The organism is Burkholderia sp. AU31624 (assembly GCF_020420065.1).
GTDB lineage: Bacteria > Pseudomonadota > Gammaproteobacteria > Burkholderiales > Burkholderiaceae > Burkholderia.
On the sequence record NZ_JAIZRT010000004.1, the window covers coordinates 417,692 to 434,435 of the forward strand.

The 16,744-nt window shown below is 67.1% G+C and carries 8 protein-coding genes; all 8 read right to left on the reverse strand.

From position 1 onward, the window contains the following. Positions 1 to 121 precede the first annotated feature (121 nt). The 8 genes from ccsB to LGM89_RS17055 all read right to left on the reverse strand — a co-directional run bounded on the left by ccsB (position 122) and on the right by LGM89_RS17055 (position 16,733). Entirely contained in the window at positions 122 to 1,336 is a 1,215-nt protein-coding gene (gene ccsB, locus LGM89_RS17020; RefSeq protein ID WP_226273646.1) for a c-type cytochrome biogenesis protein CcsB, read from the reverse strand. 152 nt (positions 1,337 to 1,488) lie between these two features. Then, complete coding sequence (locus LGM89_RS17025) at positions 1,489 to 2,214, reverse strand: c-type cytochrome (RefSeq protein ID WP_226273490.1); 726 nt, start codon at positions 2,212 to 2,214, stop codon at positions 1,489 to 1,491. A gap of 156 nt (positions 2,215 to 2,370) precedes the next feature. Next, positions 2,371 to 3,759, reverse strand: a complete 1,389-nt coding sequence (locus tag LGM89_RS17030) for a cytochrome C (RefSeq protein ID WP_226273491.1) — start codon at positions 3,757 to 3,759, stop codon at positions 2,371 to 2,373. 158 nt (positions 3,760 to 3,917) lie between these two features. Then, positions 3,918 to 5,606 (reverse strand): c-type cytochrome, encoded by a 1,689-nt coding sequence (locus LGM89_RS17035; protein WP_226273492.1) that lies wholly within the window; start codon positions 5,604 to 5,606, stop codon positions 3,918 to 3,920. Beyond that, positions 5,603 to 6,433 carry a hypothetical protein gene (locus LGM89_RS17040; protein ID WP_226273493.1) on the reverse strand — a complete coding sequence of 277 codons (831 nt, stop codon included), beginning with the start codon at positions 6,431 to 6,433 and terminating at the stop codon, positions 5,603 to 5,605. Before LGM89_RS17040 ends, LGM89_RS17035 begins: the two co-directional genes overlap by 4 nt. 5 nt (positions 6,434 to 6,438) lie before the next feature. After that, positions 6,439 to 7,278 (reverse strand): outer membrane lipoprotein-sorting protein, encoded by an 840-nt coding sequence (locus LGM89_RS17045; RefSeq protein WP_089494425.1) that lies wholly within the window; start codon positions 7,276 to 7,278, stop codon positions 6,439 to 6,441. A gap of 63 nt (positions 7,279 to 7,341) precedes the next feature. Then, entirely contained in the window at positions 7,342 to 7,845 is a 504-nt protein-coding gene (locus LGM89_RS17050) for a hypothetical protein (protein WP_226273494.1), read from the reverse strand. Next, the gene (locus tag LGM89_RS17055; RefSeq protein ID WP_226273495.1) at positions 7,842 to 16,733 is read right to left on the reverse strand and encodes a choice-of-anchor Q domain-containing protein; all 8,892 of its coding nucleotides are present in this window, start codon (positions 16,731 to 16,733) and stop codon (positions 7,842 to 7,844) included. Before LGM89_RS17055 ends, LGM89_RS17050 begins: the two co-directional genes overlap by 4 nt. Positions 16,734 to 16,744 lie beyond the last annotated feature (11 nt).

Below are 16,744 nucleotides of genomic sequence, written 5' to 3' on the forward strand. Positions count from 1 at the left end.
ACGTCACCGCGCAATGCGGCGATCCCCCTTCAGACATTCTGGTTCGGCACGCGTCCGGCTTGTAGTGGTAATGCTCGCCGAAGTGCATGGGTAGAACACGGTAGGCGCCGCCGCGCGCGCCTCAGAGCCGCCCGTAGCTGTGCAGCCCGGACAGGAACATGTTGACGCCGAGGAACGCGAAGGTCGTCACGAGCAGGCCCGTGAGCGCCCACCATGCGGCCACCGTGCCGCGCAGGCCCTTCATCAGGCGCATGTGCAGCCACGCCGCGTAGTTGAGCCACACGATCAGCGCCCAGGTTTCCTTCGGGTCCCAGCTCCAGTAGCCGCCCCATGCTTCGGCGGCCCACAGCGCGCCGAGGATCGTCGCGATCGTAAAGAACGCGAAACCGACCGCGATCGACTTGACCATCACGTCGTGGAGCACGTCGAGCGTCGGCAGGCGATCGGCGAGCACGCCGCGCTCCTTCATCAGGTACGCGACCGACACCATCGCCGACAGCGCGAAGCTGCCATAGCCGATGAAGTTCGCCGGCACGTGGATCTTCATCCACCAGCTCTGCAGCGCCGGCACGAGCGGCTGGATCTGCTGCGCGTCGCGCGCGACCGAGTACCACATCAGGAAGCCGACGGCCGCGCTGATCACCAGCAGCACGAATGCGCCGAGCGCGCGCGTGCCGTAGTGGCCTTCGTAATACAGATAGAGCAGCGCGGTGATCAGGCTGAACAGCACGAACACTTCATACAGGTTCGATACCGGAATGTGCCCGACGTCCGCCCCGATCAGGTAGGACTCGTACCAGCGCACCATCAGGCCGGTGAAGCCCATCAGCACGGCGACCCACGTGAGCTTCTGGCCGATCGCGGAGCCCGACGCCGAGCGCGCGAGCAAGCCGATCCAGTAGAAAATCGTTGCGAGCACGAACAGCGCGCTCATCCACAGGATCGCCGACTGGCTCGACAGCAAGTACTTGAGGAAGAACGCCGAATCGGCGCGCGCGAGATCGCCCTGGTAGATCTGGATCGACAGCAACGCCAGCACGGCGATCGACGCCATCATCAGCCGCGCGGGCTTCCAGCGCCAGCCGAGCGCGATGAGCGCCGGCACGGTGCCGATCATCACCGCCTTGTCGTAGTCATCCATGTGCGCGTGGTCGTGCACGAGCGCATAGCCCGCGCCCACCACGAGCGCCAGGGCGAACAGCCAGTCGAGCAACGACAGGCGCGCGAGGAACGGACGGTCGTGGTCCGGCTCGCATGCACGCACCGCGGCGGACGCGCGTTGTCGCAGATACGACAGCCTGGCGACCGAGGCCGTGCCGCCGCGTGAGGATTGCATCGCTTTCATGGCATTCACCGGAATGGAACTGCGCAGGGTTGGAAGAAAAAGAGGCGCCCCGCCCCGGGGGAGACGAGACACCTAAATGATCACGGTCGGCGCCGGTCGCCTGCCTGCCGCGGCACGTGCGCCGCCGATCAGGCGGGGCGTGCTCATTGGTCGGACGGCGGGCTCGCCGATGGGCCGGCTTCCGGCGGGTTCACCGATGCGCCGGCTTTCGCCGGGCTCGCCGGTACGCCGGTTTCAGCCGGAAATGCCTCGACGAATGCCGCGACCGCGCGCATGTCCTGCTCCGTCATGTTCGCGCATACGCTCTTCATGATCGCGCCGCGAGGCCGTGTGTCGGTTTCCCGGAAAATCGCGAGCTGCTTCCGAACGTAATCCGCATGCTGGCCGGCGAGGCGAGGAAAACCGCTCGCGCCTTCTCCATGCTGGCCGTGACATCCGACACACGCCGCAACGCCCTTGTCCGGCAGGCCCCCCACGAAAATCGCCCGGCCCGCGTCGATGAGCGCGCGATCGTCGGCTTCGCCGAGCACGGCGGGCTGACTCGAAAAATAGGTGGCGAGTTCGTCGATCTGCGCGTCGGTCAGGTGCGTGAAGCCCCACATGAACCGCTTCGCGTTCGGGTCGGCACGCGCGTGACTCTTGAAGTCGGTCAACTGATCGACGAGGTATTCCTTGCGCTGTCCGGCGAGCTTCGGAAACATCGGCGACACCGACACACCGGTCGCGCCGTGACAGTTCGAGCACACCTGCAGCGCGATGGTCTTGCCCGATACGGCCGGGTTGTCGACTTGCCGCGACCGCTCCAGGTCGTGGCAACCCGCCCCGGCCAGCACCATCGCGAGCGAGACGATATGGGCCACTTTGTTCATGTCACCGACCTCCCTGCCGCCTTTTCTGCCACCTTCCGATGCGATCCCGTTCGGCGCCGCCGCGCATTCTCATCGACACGCGATGCGAAATGCGCGCTCCTCTCCCATCGCGCGGGGTCCAATCAGCCGGATGCGCGGGAGAGGCCGAACGGGAGGTCAGAAGGAAGCGAGCCATAGATAGAGAAACAACGTATCGTTATCCCTCGCATTGCGCCCGTTGCCGTCGTAGTTGGTCGTCGCGCCGAGGTACTTGGTGAAGTGCGTGTACTGGATGCCGATGCGCACGTGTTGATCCGGCATCCAGAATATTTCCGGCGTCCAGCCCTGGGTATTCGGATGGAAGTTCGCGCTCGCCGCGTAGGCCGTGCTGTCGGCCGTACCCGTCGTATTGAAGAACGACAGGCTGACGCCGTACTTGGCCTGGTAGACGTACGACGCCTTGAGCCGCAACGAATTCAGGTTCGCGGACGTGTTGTCGCTCACGATGAAATTGTTCGGATCGTGGATGTTCTCCCGCACGTAGCGCGCCTGCGCGGTGATCGTGTGCGGCTCGAGCAAGTATTCGTATTGCGCGTCGAGACCATAGTCGCGAAAACGCGTGACGCCGGTCCCGAAAATCGGGAAATTGTTCGCGTCGTTCGGGTAGACGTCGACGCTGAAGCCGAATGCGCCGACCATCACGCTATGCGGCCCCCAGTCGTGGGTCAGCGCGATACGCGCATACGGGTTGTAGCCGCGCAGATAGATTTGCGGGTGATTCGGGTTCCCTTCGTTGTTCCCGTGGCTCAGGAACGACCAGATGCCGTCCGCGGTGCTGTAGGTGGTCAGCTCCGCGTACAGCAGGCTGTTCCAGTACAGGTAGGCGCCGGTGCCGACCGCCTGCGTCGCGAGCGCCCCGCTTTCGAGCAAGGGCAGGTTCGGGATCTTCGCCACCGGGCTGATGGTCGACGAGACGTACGGGTAACCCCATGCCGGCGCGGTGTTGAATACGTCCTGCACGGTCGGGTTGTTGTGCACCGTCAAGCCGACGATCAGGTCGTTCGCCGACGTCATGATCCGGTCGACGAAGCGGAAGTCGGTATTGTCCGACGTCCAGTGGCCTTTCCATCGCCCGTCGCCGTCCTGATGATCGTGGGCGATGTAGGTGAACTGCGCGAAGCCGCCGAGATGGTCGGTGATCTTCCCGGCGAGGAACACGCTCGCGAAGTCGAAGATCGGCAGGCCGTCCTTGGGGTTGATCGGCGCGCCGCTGGAGTCGCTGTTGTAGCGGGTCTTGCTCAGGTCGCCAATCGCCATCGCGGCAAGCGGAATCGTTCGTTCGCCGAACGTGTAGCCGTTCAGCTTGAACATGCGCCCGTACGGCGTGAGTTCCGGAAACTGTCCGCCGGCATGGCACGCGACGCAGCTCTGCCCGGTCTGGCGCGCGAAGATCGGCAACGCGTGCGCAACCGGCAATTGCAGCAACGCGAGCACCGCGAGCGCGGCCAGCCAGCCGCGACGTGCCCGGCGATGTCGAACACCATGGCCGGCCAGGAACGTTGTCATGACGGTTTCCCTCCCCGCATCGTATGCCGCGATGCTCCGGCGCGACATCGCCATGTCGCACGATGTCTTCAGTGTGCGATGCACGCGTCGAAACCGACATGGGGCGACTCCCTCCATACGCGGCCTGTTTCCTACTCCATCCGAAGGCGCGCGACGGCTCAGGGAACGATCCAGTCTCCGTCGGCGGAGATCTTCGTGCGGTCCGGCCCGGCGAACCGGACGATATAGCCGCCCTTCGACGCGAAGCGCTGCCCGGTCGCGAGCGTCAGGCGCGGGTAGTAGCCGGTCAGGATGCGGCGTTCGAGCATGTCCTGGATGCGCTCGACGAGATACTCGCGCACGAACGCGTCGACCATGTGGCTCAGCGTCTCGGCGAGCAGGCCGCACGCGAGATAGGTATCCGCCTGCACCTGCGGCGCGACCATCGGAATCTTGCGGATCGTGAACCAGCCGAACGCGTAGTCGACGCGCACGCGCCGCCCTTCGGGCAGGTCGAACGGATAGGCAACGCGCGTGACGGCGCGCCAGCTCGTCGGCAGCGGCGTGCCGTCGAGCCCGCCGAGCAGCCCCGACATGAACACGGTGTCCACCGTCGGCGGCACATGCTCGAGCGCCGCGAGATCGGGCGGCCTCAGCCACAGCACGAGCACATCGTCGCGCGGCATCCCGCGCAACGCGCGCGCGACGCCGTCGTGCGGTGCGAGCGCATGATTCGACACCGCGATGCCGCGCGCCTTCAGCGCCGCGGCGAGCGCCTGTGCGCCGCGCTCGCCGTTGTCGCCCGCGCGATAGACTTGCCTGACCGTCTTCACCGGCCGCGCGCCGACTTCGTCCAGCACGCGCTTCGCGATCAGGTCCGACTCGAGCAGCACGCCGCGCGAGAAGTACACCGAGTAGAAATCGTGCTCGGCTTCGACCGGCACCTCGACGTTCGGAAAGAGGCAGGGCACGGCCTGCGCCTCGCAGAAGTCGTGAACGGGCGCCCAGTTCCTGCCGCCGAGCCCCGACACCACGGCCAGCACCGGCTGTCGGGCGAGCAACTGCGTCAACTGCGCGCGCCACGTGTCCGGCGGACCGTTCAGTTCCCACACGTGCAGTTCCCAGCGGCGATTGACCATGAACATCATTTTTCGCGTGGAACGCAGCGGCGGCGTCGTGCCGAACGGAAACGCGTTCTTGTCCGCGAAGTAATGCTGCAGGACGTCGAGCATGCCCGCCCGTTTCACCGGGTCCGCGTCCGGCGTGACGATCGTCGCGAAATGCAGCACCGTGTCCGTCACGCCCGACGGCGGGCGGCGATCGAGACGCTTCAGATAGCCCGTCAGCGCGGCCATGTCGGCGTCGCCGAGCGCGTATTGCGGCATCAGTCCGCCGAGCGGCCTGCCCTCCGGGTCGATCCCGTCGCGCACGGCGCGCGCGAGCCGCTCTTCCGTGTACGGCTCGCGATCGGTGCGCATGCCGGGAACGTACGGGATGTCGAGATCCTCGGCGGTCTGCGCGCGCGGATGCACCAGGTAGCGCCACGTGATCGGCGGAATGATGTTGTTGCCCTCCTTCGAGCCCAGCCCGCTGCGCCGATGGCAATTGACGCAGGCGGCAGCGGCGCCTTGCAGGCGCACGCCGTCCTGATGCACGGCTTCGAGCGGCGCACCGGAACCGAGGATGCCACGCTGGAAGAGGGCTTCTCCCGCGTCCGCGGGCACGACGGGTGCCGCCGGCTCGCCGCCGATCGCGTGGCCCGCGCTTGCGCACAGCGCGGCCAGCACCAGCCACCGCGCCAGCCGCCCGCGCGAGACCGGCGGCCACGCCGCCGCGAGGGCGCGCGCTCGCCCCCGGATGCCGTTCATGGCCGTGCCGTCGGCCGGGCCACGCCCGGCGGGGCCGCCGACACGCGCGCATCGATCGACGCCGCCCGGCGTCCGCCCGGCGATACGGGCCGGCCGAAGAGCGCATCGTCGAGCGGCGGATTCAGCGACACCTTGTCGATGATCAGCGTGTCCTTGGTCGGCGAGGCTGCCGTTCCGCTCTCGATCCTGAGCGGGATTTGCAGGCCGTCGATGAGCTTGAAGTTGCCGTAGTTCACCTCCACCGTGAGCGGGCCGCTCGGCCCGCGCACCTGGCGGTCGGCCTTCACGTCCAGGAAGCTCCGCCCGTCGATCCACACATGCCGGACCGCGCCGGACGGCAGCTTCACCGCCAGGCGGTATGCATCGTGCCCGCCGATCGGGTCGACGCCCTCCAGCGTCACGCCGATGCCCTTCGCATCGTGGTCGAACAGCGGGCCGTCGATCACCTGCTCATCGCGCGCGGACAGCAGCTCGCCCGGCGTATACGGCCGCACGCCGGCGCTGCCGCTCGCGGCCTGTTTCCAGCCTTCGCGGCCATCGAACACGCGCACGGCCTTCTGGTTGAGCACGGTGATCTCGAAGCGCGTCTTGTTCGGGCGCTTCATCGCCAGGACGAACGGCATGTTGCGCACCGGTGCGTTCGGGCTGTCCACATGGCCCGACCAGACCATCGTCTGGAGCTTGCGCCACGCGTCGAGCCCGCCTCTCGCCGCGATGTTCTTCTCGACGATCTGGTCCACGCCGAGGCCCTGCCCCGGCAATTGCTCGCACCCGCACAAGGCCGCCATCGCGCAGCCGGCGAGCACCCACGATCCGATCCGTCCCATGGTGGTCACCTCGTCCGGGTCTCGGCGGGGTGACTCGGCGCCTTCGCGAAGGTAAGCGGCGGCTTGCCGAACATCGCATCGTCGGCCGGCTCGTTGAGCGCGACATGCTCGATCGTGATCCGGTGCGCTCCCTTGACGCCGCTCACGACGGTCTCGAGCGTGTGCGGCAAGACGAGGCCGTTCTCCTTCCGGTAGTCGCGATAGAACACGGCGACGCTGTGCGTCTTGCCGTCCAGCACGCGCGGCTCGCCGTCGATCTTCAGTTCGAGAAAGCTCGACGCGTCGACCCACAGGCGGCGCGTCGCGCCCTCCTTCGACGTCAGCTTCAGCACATACGCGCGGTGCCCTTCCACCTGCTCCGTGCCGAGCGCCTGGATCGTGGTGCCCTTGGCCGCGTAATCGATCAGCGGCCCGTCGAGTTCGGCCGATGACGCGGCGGACTTGAGTTGCGCCGGCGTATACGGCTCGACATCGTTGCGGCCGAGGTACGGCCGGACCAGCCAGCCCTGCGAGCCGTCGTACACCTGCAGCGCCGTTTGCTGCTCGAACTGGATTTCGAGCCGGCTCTTGCGCGGACGCTTCAACGTCAGCGTGAACGGCAGCCTGACGTTCTTCGTGCCGCCCGCATCGAGCTGCCCCGTCATCCTGATCGACGACACCGCCCGCCACGCCTGCAGCCCGCCACGGGCCGCCGCATTGCGCTCGGCGATCTGCGCGGCGTCCATGTGCGACGCCGACGCCTCCTGCGCATTCCCCGCCGCCGAGGCCGCGGATGCGACCTGGCCGCAAGTCAACAAGCCGGCGGCACATGCCGCCGAAATCGACTTGAAAAGAAACCGGTTCATGACTGCTCTCCCCGCATGCAGGCCGCCCGTTGCCGATGCGCGGCGGCATGCGCATGTATGTGATTACTCGACCACCAGCCCGTCGATGTGCAGCGAATCGATCAGGATGCTGACCCGTTCGCCGCGCTTGATCGGCCCTCCCTTGTTGGAAAACACCATCCAGTATTCGCGTCCGGTCTCGAGCTGACCGGTCTGCCGCAGCGCGCCGATCTGGTCCATCACCGGAATCACGAGCATGGCGTGGCTCGTTTCGCCGTACAGGTAGACGGTCACTTTCGTGTCGCCGAGCAGCCGCGCCTTGTCGGGATCGGTCACGCGATAGCTGAAACGGATCAGGTTGCCGGACGCGGTGCTGCGCACGTGCAAGTTGTCGATACCCTTCGCCATCTGGTAGTAGGCCTTCGCCTGCCGCGGCAGGCTCACCGGCAGGTAAGGCGAGTGCCGGATGGCCGCGGGCCCGGCCGGCGCATCCTGCCCGGCCGCGGCCGGCTGAGGCCGGACCGCGGCAAGGCAGGCAGCGCCCGCGAGCAGCAGCATCGATGCCGCACGGACGGCCGCCCGTTTCATTGCATCGCTCCCGTGAGCGGCGCGGGTAGCGCCTGCGCCGGGGTCGGCGCCGGCAGCCGCACGGGCGGCTGCGCGCGTGTCTGCGCAGGCAACTGCCCAGGCGTCTGCGTGCGGGCGCGCGGCGTCGTCCGGGCCGGGGCCTGCAGCAGCGCAGCCGATTGCGGCCGCGCCAGCGCCGGAGACTGCGCCAACGCGCCGGCCGGCAGCGGCCGGGTCACCGGCGGAGCCAGCCGCGCCCCTGCCTGCGGCCGCCTCAGCGCCGGCGCCTTGATCGGCGGCAGCGGCACGTTACGGCTGAAGATGGCCGGGATTCCGCCGATCCCCGGGATGCCGCCGATGCCCGGGATACCTCCACCGCCCGGGATGCCACGGACACCCGGAATACCGCCACCGCCCGGGATGCCACCGACACCCGGAATACCGCCGCCGCCCGGAATTCCACCGCCGCCCGGGATGCCACCGACACCCGGAATTCCACCGCCGCCCGGGATGCCACCGCCGCCCGGAATACCGCCGACACCCGGGATGCCTCCGCCGCCCGGAATTCCGCCGCCTCCGGGGATCAGCGCGGCCAGGCCGGTCGGCTGGCTCCCCAATGCGAGCGGGTCGATCGGCGTACCGCCGCCGAGCAGGCCGCCGAGCAGGCCAGGCGCGACGTACTCGACCGCGCCGATGTCGTAGCCGTTGGCTTGCGGCCGCGGCGTGCCGAAGATGTCGTGATTCGGCGCGCCGTTCGCGGTGGCCGCCCCGATCGCCGGCGACGTGCCCTTGATCGAGTAGTTGCCCATCATCACGTTGTAGCCGGCACTGCCCGGCTGGAGCGCCTCGTTGGACAGCGACAGCGGCCCGTACGACATGTTGATCCACTGGTTGCCTTCATCGGGCGTGGCCGACGGCATCAGCCCGAACAACGGGTTCGGCAACACCGCGTCGGCGATCCCGGGCGGTACGGCAAAGCCGTTCCCGCCGGCTTCCGGCGGCACGCGCGAGCCGTTGCAGTACTGGCTGGTTGTCTGCGGGTCCGCTGCCTTGTTGGTCGCGGCGTAGCCGGCCGTGCTGGTCATGATCGAGTACTGCGGGTTCATGGTCAGCCCGGACTGGTGATTGGCCGGCCCGGTGTCGCCGTACGCGCCGATGTCCCAGTAGAACGGCGGGGTCGCGCCGCCCGTCACGCAGAAGCCTGTCGATTGCCCCTTCTGGTTCAGGACCGGGTTCAGCGTGACCGCGTTCTGCAAGCCGGGTATGTTCGGGTTCGGCTGCGCACTCACCGAGATGTAGAACGAGCGGTTTTGCCAGAACAGGTTGTTGCTCAGCACCGGATTCGAGAACTTCGTGCAGTTCGGCGCGTTCGCGGGACAGGTGACTTGCCCCGTGAAACCCGCGGGCGGAACGAACGCCGCCATCAGGTTCTGCGTATGCGTCGTCGTCTCCAGCCCGGCCGGCTGCTGCGTCGATGTCTCGATGAAACTCGTGCAGGTCGAGTCCGCGCTGGTCGTGCTGCTCGTGCATCCCGGCGGCGCCACGTTCGACTGCGACGCGGCCGGCGTATTGAAGAGCACGCCCGCCGACGCCGTCGCATCGTTCGCGATCACCGTGTTGTTGATGAAGCTGACGCGCACCGCATCCTGCAGCGACACGCCGCCGCCCGACCAGCCGGCCACGTTGTTCGCGATGATGTTGTTGATCACGCGCACCTGGTACCAGTTGTTCGGATTGCCGAGATTGCGTTGCACGTCCGTGCCGTTGACGTTCTGCAGCCGCAGGCCGCCGCCCTTCCCGCTTTCCGCCGTGTTGCCCATGATCAGGTTGCCGTCGATCACGAGATTCGGGCCGATGCCGTCGGACAGCTGCGGCGCGCAATCGACGTCGACGGTCGAGTTCTCGCAGAACGTGCCGTCGGGCGGCACCCCCTGCGCGATGATCCCGCCGCCATACGTCGGCAACGTCGGGTTGTTGCTCTGGTTGAACAACACCACGTTGTGCGACAGGTCGCCGTTGTAGCTGAACCCGAAGTGCGAAACGCCGCCGCCGTCACCGCTGCTCATGTTGCCGCAGACCCAGTTGTAGTTGAAGCGGTAGTAGTCGGCGCCCGAGCACAGGGTCACGCCGCCGGCCGAGGATGGCGTGGTCGAGTTGATCTCGTCGCCATACGACGCGTTTGCCGTGACGGCGTTGTGGTGAACGTTGACGAACGTGTTGTACATGAACGGCAACTGCGTCACGCCGTCCGCGGCGATGTTGCCGTCCGGCACTTCCACCTGGCCGACCGTGATGCCGCCCGACAGCGTGCCGGCATTGCCGGTCACGCGGTTGTTCGATACCTCCGTGTAATGGTTCCAGCCGTGCAGGAAGATCCCGCCGCCGCCCTGCGAGCTGTTGGTGACCGTGACCCCGTCGATGCGCGACGGGTTGCACAGGAAGTTGCCGTAGTTCGGGTTGTTCGGGTCCGTCGTGCAGTCGTGCGCCGTGAGCATCGTGCAGATGCCGTTCGCGGTGCAGTTCGTGCTCGGCTGCACACCCTTGGCCAGTACCGTGATGCCCGCGCCTTCATACGCGCCCAGCAGCGACGGCTCGATCAGCAGCTCGCCCAGGTTGCCGTTCTGATTGCTGTCCCAACCGACGGTCGGCTCGAACGGAATCGGGTCCACGTGCCCCTGCATCTGCACCGGGCACTGGTAGGTGCCAGACGGATCGTACGGGTTGTTGGTCGACGAGATCGGCTTCGTCGGGTCGTACGTGGCCGAAATCACCCCGCCGTTCAGCGACGTGCCGAACAGGCACGCGATCAGCCTGCGCCACGGATCGAGCTTGCCGGACGGATGCGTATTCGCATTGATCGTCACCGACGCTGCGCCCACGCCTTGCAGCCGCACCGGCTTCCACATCACCAGCATCTCGTTGTACGTGCCCGGACCGACGACGATCATGTCGCCCGCGCTCGCATTGTTGATCGCCGTCTGGAGCGCATTGCTCGCGCCGTTCTCGCCGCTCACGTAGGTCGGCGCCTTGCCGCCGATCGTCACCGTGACCGCATCGATCGACCGCTTGCCGTTGCCGGCCGTGATCACGAGCTCGCCGCACTGCGTCGCGGGTGCGCCCATCTGCTGGATCGTGCAGGTCGACGGCACCTTCAGCGACGGGAGCGACGGAAGGCTCAGGTCGGGCGCGAGCACCACGATCTTCGAATCGCTCCACGACACGACCGTCGCATTGACGCCCGCGATCGTGACCGTGCCGGTGCCCTGCGTCGCGCCGAAGCCGTAGTGGCGCGTGATGAACTTCTGGTTGAACGGCGCCGTGGTCTGGCTCGGTCCGGTATACGCGTGGTTCACCACCTGCTGGTCGCCCAGCGCGTTGATCGTCAGTTGCTTGCCGGGCGCGCTGACCCACGGGCCCGCGCCGGCGCCGATCGCGTCGCCGGTCACGCTCGAGATCGCCGGCGTCGCATCCGGATACGCGCAGTCGGGCTGGTTATAGCCGTCCGCGAAGGACTGCACCGGCACCACCGGCGTATCCATGTACTGCGTCTGTCCGGGCATGAACGGAATCTCGTAACAGAACTGGCTGTATGCCGGGTTGTACAGCGGATCGGCAATCGTCTTGCCGGGGTGCTGCGGATCGGGGATCGGGCCCGGATCGTTCATGCAGGCGACCATCATCGTCGGCGCATACCCGGTCGGGTTCGGGGGGTTCACTTCCCAGGTCGAGAACGTCAGCCCGTTGTAGATGCCCCATTGATCCGTATAGGTGCGCGAGGTTTCGTTGCCGGAGAAATCCTTGAACGAGATCGGCACGTTCGGCACCGCGAACTTCTCGCCGAACTGCGGCGAATACGGGTCGAACTCCGACGAGAAGTCGTCAAGCATGAAGCCCGTGTAGTGCGCCGCGACGTGCGTCGAGCTGAAAATCCAGAACTTCGCGAGCACCGATTCCTCGTCGGTCAGCATCACCTCCTTGCGATCGCACAGATGCCGCGATGCACCGGCGAACGGCGCGACTTCCTTCGATCCCGGGAACAGGCTGATGTAGTCCGGCACGATGCGCAGCTCGCCGACGCACGGCCAGAACCGCTCGACGCTGCCGGTGTCGCCTTCGGCATGCGGCGTCGAACCGAGGTTCGTGGTCGGGTTCTGCGGGTTGTTCTTGTTGTACGTCGAGTTCACCGCGGCCTGGTCGGGCAGGATGAAGATCGCGCCGATGCCGGCGAACTGCTGCGTCACCGGAGCGATGTAGTTGTCGCCGATCAGGATGTTCTTGTCTTCCTCCTTCACCAGCTCGTAGCCCGGCGGCACGATGATCTCGACCACGTACTTGCCGGCCGGCAGCATCGGCGTGCCGTCGACGGGGTTCTTCCCGACGCAGATCGTGCAGTTCGACGCGACCGGCTTGCCGTTCGCATCCGTCGCGGTCACGCTCGGGAACTTGTACATCCCGTCATACGGCGCCGGCTGGATCTGGTTGAACGCGTGCATGCCGTCGTAGCACTTGTACTGTGCGTTCGCGGGCAGCTGGCGATGTTGCGGATCGAGCCAGTTGGTGCTGTTCTTCAGCGTGAAGTAGAACGGGTCGTTCGGATCCTGGCCCGGGCAGTTCATGTTCGGCGTCACGCCGTCCGCGCGGAAGCCCTGCGCCCAGTCGTCCCAGCTCGCCGTCTTGGTCGTGTCCACCAGCGTCAGGTTGGTCGTGCCGTCCGTGGCCGTGCCCTCCTGGTACAGGTTGACCGTGACGTTCGGCACGTCGGGGGTCCACTTCGTGTGGATCAGCAGCGTCGGATCGTCGAACGGCCGCGTCGACGCGTAGATCACCTCGCCGCGTATCCCGCCGTTCTCGCCCTTCGCGAACGGCGTCTTGCCGTACTCGATGAACGAGTTCTGGCCGGAGAAGCCCTGCCATGCCTCCGTGCCCGTCCAGGGCGGATCGACCCGCCCGGTCGAACCGCTGCCGGTCGACGCGCAATCCGCGTCCGCGCAATACCGGGCGCCCGGCACATGCAGGTTCGACGGCAGCGGCACGGTTTCGGCCGTGTTCGCGAAGTTCGCGGCCACCGTCGAGTGCCCGCTGCCGGCAGCGCCGGTGCCGTCCACCGGACCGCCCGCGTCGTACACCACGTGCGTGCCGGTCGACTTGAAGCGCGTCAGGTCGTCGTCGACCACGTACCAGTTGAACAGCGGAAACACTTCGTTGAACGGCGCGTAACCATTGCCGTCCGTGTTGTTGAAGTTCGAGAAGCTGCCGTCGCGGAACCGCATGTTGACCGATGCCAGCGCGATGCCGGGGTCGTCAGGATGCGAGACGCCGTCGCCGTGCAGGTCGATGAAGGTCCGCGTATAGAGGTTCGTATGCCACTGCAGCACGGACAGGTCGCCGACGTCGACCGTCGTGCTCCCGTTGGCCGCGGGCAACTGGACCGCCTTGGCCAGCCCGTCGACGATCTGGTCGTTCCATTGATCGAACACGGTGATGCGGGTCGTGCCGCTCGGCAAGCCGCTGATCGTGAACCGCCCCTGGCTGTCGCATTTCGTGAAGCCGTAGTCCTCGCTGTCCGGATCGCCGACGCTCACATAGCATTGCGAGAACGCCAGCGAATCGCGCGATCCGCTGCTGTACAGATTCTCGTTCGGCGGGCGGCTGTAGTGCAGGTTCGTCACGCGGCCCGTGAGCGTGTTCGGGCACGGACCGGTGTCGCATATCCCGGTCTTGGCCGCGTTGGTCCTGCGCGCGTTGATGATCTTCGGATTCGCGAAGCCGATCGACACGTGATAGCCGGCCGGCCCGAACTCCTGGAAGTACGCGGGTCCGCCGACCTTGATGAACGCGTCGTGCGCCTTCTGTCCGTCGAGCGTGTTGGTCTGCAGCCACTCCTCGCCGCGGCCGATCCGGTCGGCCGCCGGTGTCGCGATCACGCCGTAGCGGCCCGGCATCAGGTTGGCGATGATGGCCTGGCCGACGAGCGGCGACAGCGTCTTGCCGTCCGATTCGTATTTCGGGCAGGTCGGAATCATGCCGACCAGGCCGTCGGTCGCCGTCGAGATCGGGCACGCATTGAGCCCGGTGAGCGGATCGACGGTGCCTTGCAGCGAATTCGACAGCGGCATGTTGAACATGTCGTAGGTCATCTGTCCGGTCGGGTCGCCGGTGCCGCCCGCATCGTCCCAGAGCTTGATCTCGAATCCGCCGAGCCCCGGCTCGCGTGCGGTGCCGAATCCGTCGGACCCGCCGCTGACATCCACTTCGCCGTTCAGCGGCGCATCGTCCTCGAACACGAACACCGACAGCTTCGCGGTCTGGTACGGCGTTTCCGTCAGCAGCACGTTGAGCTGCCCGGCCTGTCCCGCACCGGTCTGTCCGGCCTTCGCCGCCGCGACCTGCGCGGGCGCAATCGGCGCGCCGCCCATGCTGTGGCCGCACTTGCCGGTGCCCGGCGCGAAATCCGCGCCGCTCGGGCCCGACGGGCAGTCGAGCGCGATGCTGAATGGCCGCTTGCCGTCCGGCGACACGCCGCCGCCGTTCGTGAACGTGTTACCGGCATCGCCCGGCAGGATCGAGATGTAGTAATGCTTGGTCGGATCGAGCGCCACGTACTTCGGATCGACCGGCGCCTGTTGCGAGACGTTCGGGCCGGTACGGCACACGCCGTTGCCGACGTCGCATACGGTCGCCACGTGCGTGTTGGACACCGGGTCGTACACGGTCTGGCCGGATTCGCATGCGACGGTGCCGACGCAACCCGACGCCACCACCGGCATATAGCTCGTATGGAAGTTCGTGCCGAGGCTCGGGACCGGCAGCGGCGGGCAGTTCGCCGGCCGTCCCGTCGCGGAATTCACCTGGCAGGCCGGATCGATCTGCATCGTGCGGTCTTCCTCGATGATCCAGCGATAGTCGGCGAGCTTGACCGCCTTGTTCGGCGCGGTCGCATCCGGCGCCATGCTCGGCGCGTCCATCACGTTCACGACCAGCCCGCTGCCGGGATTGAAGGTCACGGTCACCGTCCCTGCATTCGCGCTCGTCTGCATCTGCGTATTGGTGACCTTGTACTGGAACGTCATCGTCTGCGCGGCCGCGCCGTTGCCGACCCGCGGCGTCGACGGCACCGCGGTAAACGAGCCGTCCGGATTCAGCGTCACGGTGCCGTTCGTCGCGCTCGACGCGACGATTTGCGCGGTGAGCGGCAACCCGGCCGGATCGTTCGCGCTGGCGAGCACGCCCGGTGCACCGACCTGGATCTGCGACGCGATGTTGCTCGCGAAACTCGCATTGCCGGCCGTCGGGACCGACAGGCACTTGTTGCTCGTGGTGCAGGCGGTCAACGTCACTTTCGCCGTCACCGGCGGCGTGCCGTTGGTCGACTGATAGACGAAACTGTCGTTCGCAGTGCTACTCGATAGATACGTGAACGTACCGTCGGTATTCAACGTGAGCGTGCCGCTCGCGGGCGGCGTCTGGACCTTCACGCCGTACACGCCGGAGTCGCTCGCGATCACGCCCTTGGCCGGATCCGACACGGTCAGCGTCGTGCCCGGCACGAAGTAATAGTTCGCGCCCGCGGCGGTCGGCGTTTCGCCGATGCCGGCAGTCGCCGACGGTTGGGCGTTGTTGACCGCGATGTAGCCTTGCATCCCGCCATCGCGCATGTTGTTGGTCGACAGGCTCAACTGCCGGTCGTATACCGGCATCGCACCGGCGGCCGGCGCGTTCAGCATCAGGTCGTAGGTCTTGCCGGCCGCCATGAACACGGCGTTCTGGATGCGCGCGGCGCCGGGAATCACGTTGCCGTCCTCGGCGATCAGCGTGAAGCCGGGAGCGGACGGATTGCCCGTTTGCGCGCCGACCACCGCCGGAACGTGCATGCGCAGCCCGGCATTCACCAGGCGCACGAGCACCTGCCCGGTCGACGGCGGCACCATCGCGCTCGGCGGGAAGGCCGACGCGTTCGGGTTGGTGCGATCGAAGGCCACGCCGTTGATCAGGTAGTAGCGCGGATCGTAGTTCACCACCGGCGGATAGCAGGTGCCGAACGTGACCGACTTCGAGTCGCCGCATCCGCCGGGCTGCCCCGACCACGCGGCGGTTTCGCTGAAGCCCTTGGTCGCGACGGCCGCGGCGACCGCGGCGTTCTGCACCGGATCGATCTCGCTCATCACGAGCGGCACGTCGGCGTCATAGCAGGACACCGAATTCGGATAGGCCTGTTTCGTCGATGCGCACGTCGAGCTGGGGACGCTCGGGCTCTTCACCACCAGCACCCCGTAGAGGCCCATCGGCCCCTGGATCGACGGGTGCGTGCCCGACTCGAGCAGGTAGGTGCCGGGCTTGAGATTGGTCCAGGTGAGCGTCGTGTGCGATTTCGGATCGGTCGACGGCGCCACCTCGGTCCCGAACGACTGGACGCGCGGCCCTTGCGCGGGCGGCACGAACGATGCCATCGGCGCGGTCGAGGTCGCCGTGACGATCGGCCAGGTCGTGGCGGTCTGCGTCGGATGGACCGGGCTCGGCGTGGTCGTCGGCTTGTCGCCCAGACCGCCGCCCAGCTGGCCGACGATGACGAGCGAGGTCGGCACGGGCGCGGGCAGGTTGTTCGTCAGGTTGATCTGCAGCTGCCCGGCCGGCACGGTGACGACCACCGGCGACCAGTTCGCGCCGGCGGCCGGATTCGCCGCCGCGCAGGTCGCATTCGCGGCCGGCACCGTCGCCACGGCAGCCGGCGTGCAGCTGTAGCCCCACATCGGCACGGCCTGCCCGTCCGGCATCAACGCCGTGGACGCCTTCGCCGTCAGATTGACGACCGCTTGCGCGAAACAGGCTTCGCCTGCCGTCAGCAAGATGGATGCCGCGACCCCCGCCTTGAACAGATCAAGGAGCGTCGCCGTGAGCTTGGTGGATCTCATCGTCTTTCTCC

Bases quoted from the DNA above. Each gene is read 5' to 3' on its own strand.
- LGM89_RS17035 (WP_226273492.1), bottom strand. From the start codon at position 5,606: ATGAACGGCATCCGGGGGCGAGCGCGCGCCCTCGCGGCGGCGTGGCCG.
- LGM89_RS17045 (WP_089494425.1), bottom strand. From the start codon at position 7,278: ATGAACCGGTTTCTTTTCAAGTCGATTTCGGCGGCATGTGCCGCCGGC.
- ccsB (WP_226273646.1), bottom strand. From the start codon at position 1,336: ATGCAATCCTCACGCGGCGGCACGGCCTCGGTCGCCAGGCTGTCGTAT.
- LGM89_RS17055 (WP_226273495.1), bottom strand. From the start codon at position 16,733: ATGAGATCCACCAAGCTCACGGCGACGCTCCTTGATCTGTTCAAGGCG.
- LGM89_RS17025 (WP_226273490.1), bottom strand. From the start codon at position 2,214: ATGAACAAAGTGGCCCATATCGTCTCGCTCGCGATGGTGCTGGCCGGG.
- LGM89_RS17050 (WP_226273494.1), bottom strand. From the start codon at position 7,845: ATGAAACGGGCGGCCGTCCGTGCGGCATCGATGCTGCTGCTCGCGGGC.
- LGM89_RS17030 (WP_226273491.1), bottom strand. From the start codon at position 3,759: ATGACAACGTTCCTGGCCGGCCATGGTGTTCGACATCGCCGGGCACGT.
- LGM89_RS17040 (WP_226273493.1), bottom strand. From the start codon at position 6,433: ATGGGACGGATCGGATCGTGGGTGCTCGCCGGCTGCGCGATGGCGGCC.